General features: G+C 64.6%; 16 protein-coding genes. 8 read left to right on the plus strand and 8 right to left on the minus strand.

The genetic code is table 11. The features are described 5' to 3' along the window. The first annotated feature begins 16 nt into the window (after positions 1 to 16). Positions 17 to 805: an SDR family NAD(P)-dependent oxidoreductase gene (locus ACSYG9_RS20505; RefSeq protein WP_454839751.1), complete on the plus strand. Its 789-nt coding sequence runs from the start codon at positions 17 to 19 to the stop codon at positions 803 to 805. Between the two features lie 36 nt (positions 806 to 841). On the opposite strand, the gene ACSYG9_RS20510 is transcribed toward ACSYG9_RS20505, so the two are convergent. Next, positions 842 to 1,483, minus strand: a complete 642-nt coding sequence (locus ACSYG9_RS20510; protein ID WP_440124232.1) for a TetR family transcriptional regulator — start codon at positions 1,481 to 1,483, stop codon at positions 842 to 844. Between the two features lie 61 nt (positions 1,484 to 1,544). Between ACSYG9_RS20510 and ACSYG9_RS20515 the strand changes: the two genes are divergently transcribed. Further along, a complete protein-coding gene (locus ACSYG9_RS20515; protein ID WP_440124233.1) occupies positions 1,545 to 2,729 on the plus strand; it encodes an alpha/beta fold hydrolase in 1,185 nt (394 codons plus the stop codon). A 16-nt stretch (positions 2,730 to 2,745) separates the two neighbouring features. Here ACSYG9_RS20515 and fdhD read toward each other — a convergent pair whose 3' ends face one another. Together fdhD and ACSYG9_RS20525 are read right to left on the minus strand one after the other, a co-directional pair. Further along, positions 2,746 to 3,558: a formate dehydrogenase accessory sulfurtransferase FdhD gene (gene fdhD, locus ACSYG9_RS20520; RefSeq protein ID WP_440124234.1), complete on the minus strand. Its 813-nt coding sequence runs from the start codon at positions 3,556 to 3,558 to the stop codon at positions 2,746 to 2,748. Continuing rightward, entirely contained in the window at positions 3,558 to 3,731 is a 174-nt protein-coding gene (locus ACSYG9_RS20525) for a hypothetical protein (protein WP_440127830.1), read from the minus strand. The genes fdhD and ACSYG9_RS20525 overlap by 1 nt, the downstream gene beginning before the upstream one ends. A 155-nt stretch (positions 3,732 to 3,886) precedes the next feature. Here ACSYG9_RS20525 and ACSYG9_RS20530 point away from each other — a divergent pair, with 155 nt between their 5' ends. After that, positions 3,887 to 4,492: a GNAT family N-acetyltransferase gene (locus ACSYG9_RS20530; protein WP_440124235.1), complete on the plus strand. Its 606-nt coding sequence runs from the start codon at positions 3,887 to 3,889 to the stop codon at positions 4,490 to 4,492. Positions 4,493 to 4,617: 125 nt separating this feature from the next. Continuing rightward, positions 4,618 to 5,388, plus strand: coding sequence for a methyltransferase domain-containing protein (locus tag ACSYG9_RS20535; protein ID WP_440124236.1), 771 nt, complete (start codon positions 4,618 to 4,620; stop codon positions 5,386 to 5,388). 43 nt (positions 5,389 to 5,431) lie between these two features. Here the strand turns inward: ACSYG9_RS20535 and ACSYG9_RS20540 are convergent, their stop codons facing one another. From ACSYG9_RS20540 to ACSYG9_RS20550, 3 genes are all read right to left on the minus strand, one after another. After that, the gene (locus tag ACSYG9_RS20540; RefSeq protein WP_440124237.1) at positions 5,432 to 6,427 is read right to left on the minus strand and encodes an iron-containing redox enzyme family protein; all 996 of its coding nucleotides are present in this window, start codon (positions 6,425 to 6,427) and stop codon (positions 5,432 to 5,434) included. Between the two features lie 139 nt (positions 6,428 to 6,566). Then, positions 6,567 to 6,749, minus strand: coding sequence for a hypothetical protein (locus ACSYG9_RS20545; RefSeq protein WP_440124238.1), 183 nt, complete (start codon positions 6,747 to 6,749; stop codon positions 6,567 to 6,569). 28 nt (positions 6,750 to 6,777) lie between these two features. Next, the gene (locus ACSYG9_RS20550) at positions 6,778 to 8,157 is read right to left on the minus strand and encodes a rhodanese-like domain-containing protein (protein WP_440124239.1); all 1,380 of its coding nucleotides are present in this window, start codon (positions 8,155 to 8,157) and stop codon (positions 6,778 to 6,780) included. A gap of 124 nt (positions 8,158 to 8,281) precedes the next feature. On the opposite strand from ACSYG9_RS20550, the gene ACSYG9_RS20555 reads away from it, so the two are divergent. The 4 genes from ACSYG9_RS20555 to ACSYG9_RS20570 all read left to right on the plus strand — a co-directional run bounded on the left by ACSYG9_RS20555 (position 8,282) and on the right by ACSYG9_RS20570 (position 10,545). Further along, complete coding sequence (locus ACSYG9_RS20555; RefSeq protein ID WP_440124240.1) at positions 8,282 to 8,881, plus strand: rhodanese-like domain-containing protein; 600 nt, start codon at positions 8,282 to 8,284, stop codon at positions 8,879 to 8,881. 2 nt (positions 8,882 to 8,883) lie between these two features. Next, positions 8,884 to 9,762 (plus strand): TSUP family transporter, encoded by an 879-nt coding sequence (locus tag ACSYG9_RS20560; RefSeq protein WP_440124241.1) that lies wholly within the window; start codon positions 8,884 to 8,886, stop codon positions 9,760 to 9,762. A 64-nt stretch (positions 9,763 to 9,826) separates the two neighbouring features. Next, positions 9,827 to 10,096, plus strand: coding sequence for a metal-sensitive transcriptional regulator (locus ACSYG9_RS20565; RefSeq protein ID WP_054716523.1), 270 nt, complete (start codon positions 9,827 to 9,829; stop codon positions 10,094 to 10,096). Between the two features lie 38 nt (positions 10,097 to 10,134). Beyond that, entirely contained in the window at positions 10,135 to 10,545 is a 411-nt protein-coding gene (locus ACSYG9_RS20570) for a DUF302 domain-containing protein (RefSeq protein ID WP_440124242.1), read from the plus strand. 75 nt (positions 10,546 to 10,620) lie between these two features. Here ACSYG9_RS20570 and ACSYG9_RS20575 read toward each other — a convergent pair whose 3' ends face one another. Together ACSYG9_RS20575 and ACSYG9_RS20580 are read right to left on the minus strand one after the other, a co-directional pair. Beyond that, positions 10,621 to 11,643: a hypothetical protein gene (locus ACSYG9_RS20575; protein WP_454839754.1), complete on the minus strand. Its 1,023-nt coding sequence runs from the start codon at positions 11,641 to 11,643 to the stop codon at positions 10,621 to 10,623. 75 nt (positions 11,644 to 11,718) lie between these two features. Beyond that, positions 11,719 to 11,949 (minus strand): hypothetical protein, encoded by a 231-nt coding sequence (locus ACSYG9_RS20580; protein ID WP_440124244.1) that lies wholly within the window; start codon positions 11,947 to 11,949, stop codon positions 11,719 to 11,721. Positions 11,950 to 12,016 lie beyond the last annotated feature (67 nt).

Below are 12,016 nucleotides of genomic sequence, written 5' to 3' on the forward strand. Positions count from 1 at the left end.
GAGAGGGCATACGACCATGGGGAAGTTGGACGGGCGGGTAGCCATCGTCACCGGCGCCGCAATGGGTATCGGCCGTGGTGTTGCGGGTGCACTGGCACGTGAGGGCGCGAACGTCATCGTTGCCGACGTCGATGAGACGGCGGGAGCCGGCGCCGCGAAATGGCTCATCGACGAGTGGGGTGTGCAGGCGAAGGTCATGCGCACCGATGTCACCGATCGTGATCAGGTGCACGCGATGGTCGACGCTGCCACGGCGGAGTTCGGACGGCTCGACATACTGGTCAACAATGCCTGGCGCCCGCTGGGCTACGCACGGCTCGAGAAGACCACCGAAGAGAACATGCGGGCCGGTTTCGACATGGGTGTGATGGCGGCATTCTGGGCGATGCAGCGCGCGTATCCGGCACTTGCCGAGCACGGGACCGGTCGAGTGATCAACATGTGCAGTCTCAACGGCGTCAATGCCCACATGTACTCGGTGTACTACAACACCGCCAAGGAAGCGCTACGCACCATGACGCGCACAGCGGCGCGCGAGTGGGCGCCGAAGCACGTGTGCTGCAACGTGATCTGCCCGGGGGCGAAGAGTGCGGCCTACGAGCGCGTCGCCGCGGCGAATCCGCAGATGGCCGCGGCGCAGGAAGCCGCCAATCCGATGGGGCGGATCGGTGATCCGCTCGATGACATCGGTACCGTCGCCGCGTTCCTGGCGAGTGATGATTCTCGTTATCTGACGGGCAATACCCTGTTCGTCGATGGCGGAAGTCATATCAACGGTGTGCAGTGGGCCCCGGAGGTCGACTGACCACCCGTAGACGAATCGAATGCTCGATCTGCCCGGCTATGGCCGGGACAGGTCGAGCATTCTGTTTGCGAGTTGCAGAATCTCCGCCTCGAACGATGCGAGTTCAGGTGCAGCGCCTGCCTCCTGTGCGCGCTCGTATGCGGCGAACGCGCCGATGACGAAACGCACCATCAAGCTCACTCGGCGTCGCGCGTCAGGTGCTGGAAGGTCGAGCCGATCGGCCATCCTCATCAAGAGTGCCGACAGGACATCGAGCGAGTCGTCCGACGGATAGTAATCGGCTTGCACGCCGGTCGGCGCCGGGATCGCCAGGACATCGAGCGGCGCTGTGGAGAGCCACTGTTCGTTGAATCGTGCCCAATAACTGGGCTCGTTCTGCGCGATCTGCGTGGCGAGCGGATGTACGTACGCGTGGACGAGCCGGTCCAGGGCGGGGGTCGTCTCGAGCTCTGCTGCGGCAAGCAGTGCGGCGCGCTCGGCGTTCATCCGGGGAGCGTGCCTGCTCCAGATCTCATCGAGGAGTCCGTGCCACGAGCCGAAATGGTATGCGACGGCCGAGTTGTTCCGCTGCCCAGCCTCTTTGACCACCTCGCGTGCGGCCACGCCATGGATACCGCGGTGTGCGATGAGCCGCTCCGCGGCATCGAGCAGTGCGAGACGTCCCGTTGACATCGTCATGCGACCACTGTACTAAGAACATTGACTTCAGGGTTAATACGTTCTTCTTAACGGAGGCTTGATGAAGACCTTCCAGTCCCGGCACGCTGTCGTGGCACTTGCGTTCGCCTCGGCACTCGGCCTCGGAGCATGTTCGAGTCCGGCTCCGGAGCCGGCCGAATCCGGTGCCATGGCTCCGGGAACGCTTGTCACCGACAGTCCGATCATCAGCGCCGCGGCGCTCCCCAGCGCCGAGCGCACCGACCTGGTCACCTACCTCTCCGAGGGTGCCGATGGAGGTCCCACGTTGGTCTCGGGCACCGTTGCGATTCCGAAGGGCCAGGCGCCAGAAGGCGGATGGCCCGTGATCAGCTGGGCTCATGGCACCACGGGGGTAGGGGACGCCTGTGCACCATCCGCAGACACGGTCGGCGGACCCGCGCATTCCTACGTCGAACGGACCTCGGCCATGCTCGACCGGTGGGTCGCCGACGGATACGCCGTGGTCCAGACCGACTACGAAGGTCTCGGCACGCCCGGCGGGCATCCCTACATGAACGGCACGAGCGCCTCGAACTCCGTCGTCGACATCGTCCGGGCCGCCCGCGACCTCGAGCCCGCCATCGGGGAGAAGTGGATTGCGATGGGACACAGCCAGGGCGGTCATGCCGCGCTCTACACCGGCGCGCTCGGGGCCGAGCGCGCACCCGAGCTCGACCTGCAAGCGGTGGTGTCGTTCGCGCCGGGCAGCCGCACCAGCGAGACCGCTGCCTACTTCGCGGCAGGTGGCCCAGGTATCGCACAGGCGCTCGGCTTCCTGCCGATTCTTCTTCTCGGTGCGGAAGCGGCACAACCCGAACTTTCCGCCGACGCGATGCTCACCGACGAATCCCGTCCGCTGCTCGCAGCGGCGCGCACCGGGTGCATGAACGACGTGTGGGCGGCTGCCGCATCCGTTCCCGAAGACCGGATCTTTGCACCCGACGCGGATCTCGACGGCTTGCGCGAGTACTACGCCACACAAGAAGTCGAACCCCTCGATCTCTCGGTGCCGACGCTCGTCGTACAGGGCAGTGAGGACGCTCTGGTGTCGCGTGCCATCACCGACCAGGTCACCGAGGCGCTGTGCGGCAACGACGCAGACCTGACCTACCGGGTGTACGACGGCGCGGACCATCGCGCGGTACTCGAAGCGTCGTTCCACGACGTACACGCGTTCGTCGAGACCGTCCGCTCGGGGGAGGACGCAGGGAACACCTGCAGCTGAGGCCGGTGCGGCGTCGTCAGAGCACCGTTCCCGTGTAGACGTTCATCGAGTCGTCGCGCAGGAAGCCGACCAATGTCAGACCCGACTCCTCGGCGAGGTCGACGGCGAGTGACGACGGCGCCGATACCGCACCGAGCACCGGCACACCGGCCATCACGGCCTTCTGGACGAGCTCGAACGACGCGCGACCACTGACGACGAGGACGCTGTCGGAAAGCGGCACCCTGCCTTCCGACAGCGCCCACCCGAGCACTTTGTCGACTGCGTTGTGCCTGCCCACGTCCTCGCGAAGCTGCAGAAGTGATCCTTCGGTGGTGAACAAGGCTGCAGCGTGCAGGCCTCCGGTGGTTTGGAAGACCTTCTGCTGCCGACGCATCCGATGGGGCATTTCCGCAAGTGAGCGAGAGGCCACCGTGACAGTGCCGACGAGCGGAAACCGGGTGCGGGTGCGGACCTGGTCGAGAGACTCCTTGCCGCACACCCCGCACGCCGAGGTGGTAACGAAGTTCCGCGCGCCCGCACCGTGCGGAATAGCGACCCCTGGGGCGAGTTGGATGTCGAGAACGTTGTACGTATTCGCGCCCGAATCGTCGACACCATCGCAATAGCGTGCGACCGCAATGTCATCGCGACTGGCGATGATTCCCTCGGCGAGCAGGAATCCGTGCGCCAACTCGACGTCGCTACCGGGAGTGCGCATCGTGACTGTCAACGACTGCCCGTCGAGGCGGATCTCCAGAGGCTCCTCGACGGCGAGGGTGTCGGGACGCCGCGTCGTGCGGTCGGCAGTGACCCGCAGGACCGACCGTCGGGTAGTTACACGTCCCACTACGAATCCCTGACCGACGCGGCCTCGAGACGCACAGTGATCGCCTTCGACGCCGGAGTGTCGGACTTCTCGGCGACATGGTCGAGCGGCACCAACGAGGTGCTGTAAGCCACTTGGCGGAAGCTGCTGACGTCGGACTCGTCGATATCCGCGTCGGGACCGTGTCGCATCATTCCTCCATAGTGGCCCGTCGCTACGAGTAGTTCACGCTGGCCTGCTGTGGACCCTACCTGCGTTCATTTTTCGGAACGGTGCTAATCCTCGGCCGGCGAGACGGTGTCTGTCCGGCTTCGGCCGAATCCGGCCGGATCCGTCGTAAGCTGCACACATGACTGTTACGGTCCGGGCCGCTACACGTAACGACCTTGCTGCTCTCGGCGCCGTATTCGCAGACGCCTTCTTCGACGACCCCGTGTTCACATGGATGTTCCCGGACGACAACAGCCGCATCCGCCGCTCGGCACGATTTTTCGAGGCCGAGGCCCGTCACCACATGCTTGCGTTCGGGGGCACGGAGATCGTCGAACGGGACGGCCGGGTCGGTGGTGCCGCGATGTGGGCGCCGCCGGATCGATGGCGCGCACCGGTCGGTGCCACGCTGCGCATGCTGCCGCAACTTCTGTGGGCTCTCGGGCGGAACATCAATGTGGGACGCTCGGTGGATTCCGCGCTCGAATCTGCGCACCCCGCGGAGCCGCACTGGTATCTGTCGACGATCGGAACCGCATCCCATGCGCGCGGCGCGGGATGCGGTACGGCGCTGCTGAAGTCTCGCCTCGACCGGATCGATTCCGAGCACGCTCCCGCGTACCTCGAATCGAGCAAGGAATCGAACGTTCCGTACTACGAGCGGTTCGGATTCACCGTCACCAGGGAGATCCACGTCCCGGGCGGTGGCCCGACCCTGTGGGCGATGTGGCGAGACCCACGATGAGGCAAGGCGAAAGTGTCGAAATCCCGACATGTCACATCGGCTTCCGTTGCATCGTCCGGCCGTGACCGCCCGTGAACGGCGCGCGGAGGCTTGACCTAGTCATTGCACCGGCGCCTAATGGGTACATGTCGTTCGCCGGTCCGGCCGAGCACTACGACCGTTTCATGGGGCGCTATACACCGTCGCTGGCGGTGGCGCTTGCCGACGCTGCCGGCGTTGCACCTGGCCAGCACGTGTGTGATGTGGGATGCGGGCCCGGTGGCCTCACGCGCGAACTCGTCACGCGGGTCGGTGCCGGGAACGTCGCGGCGATAGATCCGGCACACCGGTTTGCCGTGTCGTGCCGCGAACGCAACCCGGGGGTAGACGTACGCGAGGGCGTGGCCGAGGAGCTGCCCTGGCCCGACGGCGCATTCGACACGACTCTGTCGTCCCTCGTGATCGGCTTCATGAACGACCCCGACGGTGGTGTTCGGGAGATGGCACGCGTGACCCGCCCGGGCGGTGCGGTGGCGTCGTGTATGTGGGACGTCGTAGGCGGCCGCATGACGATGCTCCGCGTGTTCTGGACGGCTGTGCGTCAGGTCGACCCCGCAATCATCGGCGAGACCCGGATGGCGGGCACCTCGGAGGGAGATATCGCCGCCCGGTTCCGTCGAGCAGGCCTGCTTGCCGTAGTGGATGGAACGATCACCGCCGAGGCATCCTATGAAGACTTCGACGACTTCTGGGAGCCGTTCGCCTACGGCGTAGGTCCGGCCGGCCAGTCGTTCGTGGCACTTCCCGAGAAGGACAAGGCCCGAGTGCGTGAGCTCTGCCGCGAGGCGCTGCCGCCGGGAGCATTCACTCTCGATGCACATGCGTGGTACGCGCGGGGGACCGTCCCGCCGACATAGGTCGCTCCGTTGGTGAACGACTTCCGGCACCCTGGTCGGGCTCCTAGCGCAGGAGCGAGGTGCGTCCGCTCGACCACGCCGACATCACATGCTCGGCGAACCTGTCCTCGACGAACCCGAACGCGCGGATCCCGAAGACGACATCTGCGGCAAGCGAAGGCTCGCGGGCCAGCAGATCACCTACGACGTCGGTACGAAGTACCAACTCGTGTACCGCGTCCGCGTGAACGTGCTCTTGGTAGAACTGCAGGCACGGCGCCGGCGCCCCGAGGCGGACCAGCGCCTGGACCAAACGTTTCGAGCCGGGCGATGACGTGATCTCCGTGGCGGCGAGGTGTCCCACCGCCGCTCCTCGGAGAGCTCGGTGGAGTCCGAACAGCGACATGAGGTTGACGAGCAACAGGGTTTCGGCCGGGACCTGGTCGATATAGGCGAGGTAGGTCGAATCGAGGTCTGCGGCGTCGAGGAGGTCGGCGAACAATTGCGCATGTATCCGATCTCCGCGACCGCCCCCGTACTCATCGAACTCGACAGCGACGAAGGACGCTTTCGCTTGCCCGGTCAATCGGGGGATCGCCCACGCGTGGGGGTCTGCCTCCTTGAGGTGATAGAGCGATCGATGCATGAAATACTCCTGCATCTGCGCCCATGTGCCCTGTTCGAGCAGGTGCCACGAAGGACCCGTTCCGGTTTTCGGCTCGATTGCGAGGGCATCCATCTCGCCGACGGCGTCGTCGCCGGGGTCGACTCGTACGCGCAGTTCCGCGAGAAAGAGTCGCTCGAGCTGCGCACGCAGTCGCAGGAGATCCGGCTGCCATTCCCAGGAGTCGTCCACCGTGGAAAAACCCCGGTAGTGAAGTTCGTAGCAGATGTAGAGCGTAAGTTGTACGTCGTGCCCGAAAGGATCGACGCCCGTGGCGGGCTCGGGTAGTTCCACGCGATCTTCGGGGTCGGATGAGAGCGCGGTGATCACAGCATCCGACAGGGGGCCGCGCGCTGCAGGTAGCAGGTGCGCGTGGAGTTCACTGGTGGACCGCATGTACTCACGCTATCGCGGTAGGGACACTTCTTCGACCGAATGCCCACGATCTCGCTGATCGGCCTGCCCCGCGACCGTGGGGGTCTCGTCACCTGGCGTGCTGCGGTCTCGCGCGCACCGAGCGTAGACCCCCTCGCGGTCAGCGGCCGGACCGAAAGAGCGAGCGCAGACCCGGCCGCGGGCGCCGCGCCGACACTGCGGTGCTCTGATCGCAGGTGCAGCGGTCGGCGGCGGGCACGGACCGCATGACGACGTCGACATGCTGTCCGCAACCTCCCCATCCGGTCTTGTTGCAACGGGAACAGGCGACGGGATAGCACATGAGGAACCTCCAGGAATGATTCGTATGGTCAGGCAGCGGCGTGGGATTCGGCCCAGGCGTTGTATCCGCCCAGCAAATCCGAGACGTTGGTGAAGCCCTGCGCACGCAACAGCGATGCCGCGACGCTCGAGCGCCACCCGCCCGCGCAGTGCACCACGATCGGCTTGTCGTCCGGCACCTGATCGAGCCGTAACTGCAACTCTGCCAATGGAATCGGAATCGAACCCGCAATCGAGCCGGAAGCGCGCTCGCCGGGATTCCGGATGTCGACGAGGGTCACCGAGCCGGCTGCGAGCAATCGGTCGAGATCCTCGACGCTCGTGCGGGGGGCGGTCTCGATCAGCTCGGCGAGTTCTGTGGGGAAGATCCCGTCGTGATCGACGTTCAGATAGCCTGCGGCGCCGTCGGATCCGATCCGGGCCAGGCGCATCGCCGCGTCCTGCTCCTCGCCGGGATAGGTGATGAGCACGATCTTCTCGCCGACCTCGGCCACCATCCCTCCCGTTTCGGCGAAGCGTCCGTCGAACCCGACGTTGACTGAGCCGCGTAGGTGGCCGGCGGCGAAGTCGTCCACACCGCGGGCATCGAGGATTCTTGTGCCGGTGATGAGTTCGGTCTTCACCTGCACAGGCGTGAGCTCGGGAATGGCGTGGTCTTGGGCGAGCAGAGGGTGGACGCGCTTGTTCATCGCGGCATCGACCGAGAAATAGGCCGGAGCCGCGGGCTGGCCGTCGGTGATCATGGCGACGAACACCTCTTCGCTCATCGGCTGCACCGACGGGTTGGACGCGCGCTGCTCGCCGATGGTGGAGGTCAGTTCGGTCGACAGGTTCTTCCCGCACGACGATCCCGCGCCGTGGGCGGGCATGACGACAACCTCGTCGGGCAGGGACAGCAGCTTCTCGTGCACGGTGTGGTACATCGCGCGCGCCAGGTCGGTGCTCGATCCGTCGCCGAGGTTGACCAGGTCAGGACGACCGACATCGCCGATGAACAGTGAATCGCCGGTGAGAACAGCGGTGGGTGTGGTTCCGGGCTGTTCGCGCACCAGTACCGAGATCGATTCCCAGGTGTGCCCGGGTGTGGCGATGAGCTCGAGCTCGACCTTGCCGAGGGACAGCTTCTCGCCGTCGCTCAGACGGCGGATCGGGTAGTCGGTCTCCGCGGCCTCGCCGAATCCGATCCAGGCGCCGGTGGCGGCGACCAGTTCGAGGTGGCCGGAGACGAAGTCGGCGTGGAAGTGCGTGTTGATGACGCCTTCGATGGTCAGTCCGTATTTTTCTGCGGCGTCGAGGTATTCGGTGATGTCGCGGCGCGGGTCCACAACGATCGCGCGGCCGGTGCTCTCATCGCCGATCAGGTACGACGCGTGGGACAGGCACTCGATGTAGTACTGCTCGAGAATCATTGCTTCCTCCGAGGTGTGGTTGCCGGGTGGACTCCGGGGGCGTGTAGACAGATTGGCATATACCCCCTAGGGTATGTCAAGTACCCCCTGGGGTATCCAGTACGACTTCTCTCGAAAGGTCCCCATGACTGCCTTCCCTGCTGCCACCCTCTATCCGGCCGAACTGCTCGAGCTGATGGAGTCGGGCAAGGACATCCGAGTCATCGATGTGCGCACCCCAGGTGAATTCGACACCGTTCACATCCCCGGCGCGTACAACGTTCCGCTGGACCTCCTCCGCGAGCATCGTGACGAGTTCTGTGCACATCTCGACGAAGATGTCGTGCTGGTGTGCCGCTCGGGCCGGCGCGCCGTGCAGGCCGAAGAAGACCTGCGGGCTGCGGGCCTGATCAACGTTCATCTCCTCGACGGCGGCATGCTCGGATGGGAAGGGCAGGGGCTGCCCGTCAATCGCGGTGCGAGTCGGTGGGATCTCGAACGGCAGGTACGACTGGTGGCAGGCTCGATCGTGTTCGGTTCGGTACTCGCCAGTGTCGCGGTACCCAAGTTGAAGTGGTTGGCGGCCGGAATCGGCGGGGGTCTCACCTTCGCTGCCCTGTCGAATACCTGCGCAATGGGCATGGTGCTGTCGAAGCTGCCGTACAACCGCGCGGCCTCGTGTGACGCACAGTCCGTCGTCGCCCGGCTCGTCGCGGCGAAGACCGTCTCCGCCGAAAGGAACTGATCGTGATCGCGCTGACCGTTGCGCTGGCAGTTCTCGTCGGCGTCACACTCGGATTGCTCGGCGGTGGGGGATCGATCCTCACCGTTCCGTTGCTCGCCTACGTTGCGGGCATGGATGCCAAGGAAGCCATCGCCACATCGCTGCTCGTTGTCGGTGTGACCAGTGCGGTCGGCGCGATCTCCCACGCACGTGCGGGTCGCGTGCAGTGGCGCACCGGTATCTTCTTCGGTCTGGCCGGGATGGTCGGTGCGTACGCGGGCGGTCTGCTCTCGCAATTCATTCCCGGTACCGTGCTGCTCCTCGCGTTCGCTGTGATGATGGTTGCCACGGCAGTGGCAATGCTGCGTGGTCGCAAGAGCAAGTCGGCCGCCGAGGACGGAACGCATTCGATGCCGATCGGCAAGGTACTTCTCGACGGGGTGATCGTCGGTCTGGTCACCGGGCTCGTCGGCGCCGGAGGCGGCTTCCTCGTGGTCCCGGCGCTGGCTCTTCTCGGCGGACTGTCCATGCCTCTCGCGATCGGAACCTCGCTAATCGTCATCGCGATGAAGTCGTTCGCGGGCCTGGGAGGGTATCTGTCGGCCGTGCAGATCGACTGGCGCCTGGCCGCGATGGTCACCGGTGCAGCAGTTCTCGGCACCGTCATGGGCGGCAGATTGACCTCGATGGTGGATCCTGATGCCCTGCGCAAGGGCTTCGGCTGGTTCGTCCTGCTCATGTCATCGGTGATCTTGGCCCAGGAGATCCATCCGGCCGTCGGCGTCGCGGTCGCGGTACTTACTCTCACTGCAGCCGGCACCACGTATGCGTGCGCCCGCCGTGAGTTCTGTCCGCTCCGGCGGCTGCTGCTCCGGCGCGGTGCTCACGCAGTGGTGGGATGAGAGATGGGCATGCCAAATACCCTAGGGGGTACAGTGGTGGGAAACTGGAGAAGGGACCATTTCCATGGTTGGAGACGAAGAAAGCATCGCGCTCGTACTGAACCGGTTGCGTCGAGCTCAAGGGCAACTTGCCGGCGTGATCTCGATGATCGAACAGGGTCGTGACTGCAAGGACGTCGTTACCCAGCTTGCGGCAGTGTCCAAGGCTCTGGATCGCGCGGGATTCAAAATAGTCGCTACCGGTCTGCAGGAATGCCTGACCAACGAGAAGGAGGACGGCAAGGAGCCGATGAGCGTGGCCGAACTCGAGAAGCTGTTCTTGGCCCTGGCCTGACCCGCCGGTCGATCACCATCGAGGAAAGGATGACAATCATGGATCTCGCGCTGTCGACGACACTGCACGCGCCGTTTACCGAAGCTGTCGAACGTACTCGAAAAGCCCTGTCCGATCAAGGTTTCGGGGTTCTCACCGAGATCGATATGCAAGCCACCTTGAAGACGAAGCTCGACGCGGATCTGGAGGACTACGTCATCCTCGGCGCCTGCAACCCGCCGCTCGCGCACCGGGCAGTCACCGCGGATCCGCAGATCGGGTTGCTGTTGCCCTGCAATGTCGTGGTCCGCCGCGACCGCACCGACCCCGAAGCCGTCGTGATCGATGCGATGAATCCGCAGTTGATGGTGCAGTTCGCCGATGAGGAGGGGCTCCGTGAGGTGGCGGAGGCCGCCACCGCCGCGTTGCAGTCGGCGATCGGCTCGTTGTCGAGCGACGAGTCGAGCTGAGAAGGGCCTATGAATCGACGTACGGCTCGTGACTGCTCGACGAGGTTGATGCGTTTGCCCACCAGGCAAGTGCCTTCATTCACATGAGAAATGGCCTCTGGGCCCATCGATGGTGAGAACCGGGAGTGCGACCGGCCGCGTCTGGGATCGCCACCATGCGGTCGTGGCTTGCGAGCGCAGGATGTCGACTGTGCGGGCGATGGCGGTGGGGTCGCGCAGTTCCTCGCGGGCGGCGGGGTTCTCGTAGAAATGTTCGACCGCTGCATCGATTACCTCGGGGGCGATCCGGAATGGTCGTCGGTCGATGGCCACGCTGGTCCGGCGCTCACGCGGTCGTGATGGGTGGGCGTGGCCGACTATTCGTTTGTCGATATGCGTCCACAGACGTGGAACCCGGGAGGAGATGATCGCGTGGTGGTCGTGGGCGAGCTGGATGGTGAGGTTTTGGTGGTGGGTGGTTCGCAGGTAAGGGGAGATGCTGTCCCAAGGGATCCATGCGTCGTTGGCGTAGCCGCGTAGGTGGATGCCGTCGTGGCGGATGGCGATGTAGCCGGGGCGGACGCGACCGAGCAGTATTGCGACAGCGACGCCGACCTGCCATCCACACATCACAGTGAGCAGGAGTACCCAAGTCCCGACCTCGTGTTGTATCGAGTTGAACTCACGGTCCGCACGGACCTCGCTGGCCCTCAGGAGAAATACGATCCCGGCTGTGAGGGCAGGTAATGCGACGATCATGGCGAGGGTGTAGATCAGGCGAGACTGACATAGCACGAGGGCCGGTACATTTTGGTCGGTGCCGACTCTGATTTCTTTGGAGCAGGTTCGGGGACTGTGCATGAGAACGCAGAAAACCGGGAGTAGCCCGAAAAAGAATGTGAACGCCAATGCTACGGCAAGGTCGTCGGGGATGAACGGATTCGCGTGTGGTGGATGCGAACCGGTGTGAAACATTGTGTCGAGGATGACGACCACGCCGGTCACAGCGCCGAACGTCAGCAGCCAGGCGGTCATGAAGTGGAAGTAGATCGTGAGGGTTCCGTACGCTCTCGTTCGGACCGGGGTATCTGTGCGCATCGACAGGTCTTCAATCTCCATTGAATAGGCTTCCTCTTGTGGCGGTGCCGAGCTCGCCCAACGCGCCGATTGCTTCTCCGAGTTCGCTGCCTCCGGCTACGAATGTGCTGACGACATCCGCCGAAGAGTCCTCGTAGAGATGGTCGACGCCGCCGGTTGCGATGATTCTCCACTGCCGTAGTAGTCGATACCGACACCCGCGACGAGACTCAGTGTTCCCGTGCCGATTGCCGGCCTCCCCGGAACATCCGCCAGCTGAGCATGTTTCGCGGTGGTCGCGGCAAGGTCGTCGACGGTGCCCTGCGCGGCTCTGTTGTGTCGGCGCATGTCGTGGTGGGTCCCTGCGGGGAGGTTCAAGACGAACTGCACAGAGTGTGTGGATTGCTGTGGTGAT

Source organism: Rhodococcus sp. SJ-2 (assembly GCF_053750035.1).

What these genes read in the sequence shown, in the direction of transcription:
- ACSYG9_RS20505 (WP_454839751.1), top strand. Translation starts at nt 17, where the DNA reads ATGGGGAAGTTGGACGGGCGGGTAGCCATCGTCACCGGCGCCGCAATG.
- ACSYG9_RS20510 (WP_440124232.1), bottom strand. Translation starts at nt 1,483, where the DNA reads ATGACGATGTCAACGGGACGTCTCGCACTGCTCGATGCCGCGGAGCGG.
- ACSYG9_RS20515 (WP_440124233.1), top strand. Translation starts at nt 1,545, where the DNA reads ATGAAGACCTTCCAGTCCCGGCACGCTGTCGTGGCACTTGCGTTCGCC.
- ACSYG9_RS20525 (WP_440127830.1), bottom strand. Translation starts at nt 3,731, where the DNA reads ATGATGCGACACGGTCCCGACGCGGATATCGACGAGTCCGACGTCAGC.
- ACSYG9_RS20530 (WP_440124235.1), top strand. Translation starts at nt 3,887, where the DNA reads ATGACTGTTACGGTCCGGGCCGCTACACGTAACGACCTTGCTGCTCTC.
- ACSYG9_RS20535 (WP_440124236.1), top strand. Translation starts at nt 4,618, where the DNA reads ATGTCGTTCGCCGGTCCGGCCGAGCACTACGACCGTTTCATGGGGCGC.
- ACSYG9_RS20540 (WP_440124237.1), bottom strand. Translation starts at nt 6,427, where the DNA reads ATGCGGTCCACCAGTGAACTCCACGCGCACCTGCTACCTGCAGCGCGC.
- ACSYG9_RS20545 (WP_440124238.1), bottom strand. Translation starts at nt 6,749, where the DNA reads ATGTGCTATCCCGTCGCCTGTTCCCGTTGCAACAAGACCGGATGGGGA.
- ACSYG9_RS20550 (WP_440124239.1), bottom strand. Translation starts at nt 8,157, where the DNA reads ATGATTCTCGAGCAGTACTACATCGAGTGCCTGTCCCACGCGTCGTAC.
- ACSYG9_RS20555 (WP_440124240.1), top strand. Translation starts at nt 8,282, where the DNA reads ATGACTGCCTTCCCTGCTGCCACCCTCTATCCGGCCGAACTGCTCGAG.
- ACSYG9_RS20565 (WP_054716523.1), top strand. Translation starts at nt 9,827, where the DNA reads ATGGTTGGAGACGAAGAAAGCATCGCGCTCGTACTGAACCGGTTGCGT.
- ACSYG9_RS20570 (WP_440124242.1), top strand. Translation starts at nt 10,135, where the DNA reads ATGGATCTCGCGCTGTCGACGACACTGCACGCGCCGTTTACCGAAGCT.
- ACSYG9_RS20575 (WP_454839754.1), bottom strand. Translation starts at nt 11,643, where the DNA reads ATGGAGATTGAAGACCTGTCGATGCGCACAGATACCCCGGTCCGAACG.
- ACSYG9_RS20580 (WP_440124244.1), bottom strand. Translation starts at nt 11,949, where the DNA reads ATGCGCCGACACAACAGAGCCGCGCAGGGCACCGTCGACGACCTTGCC.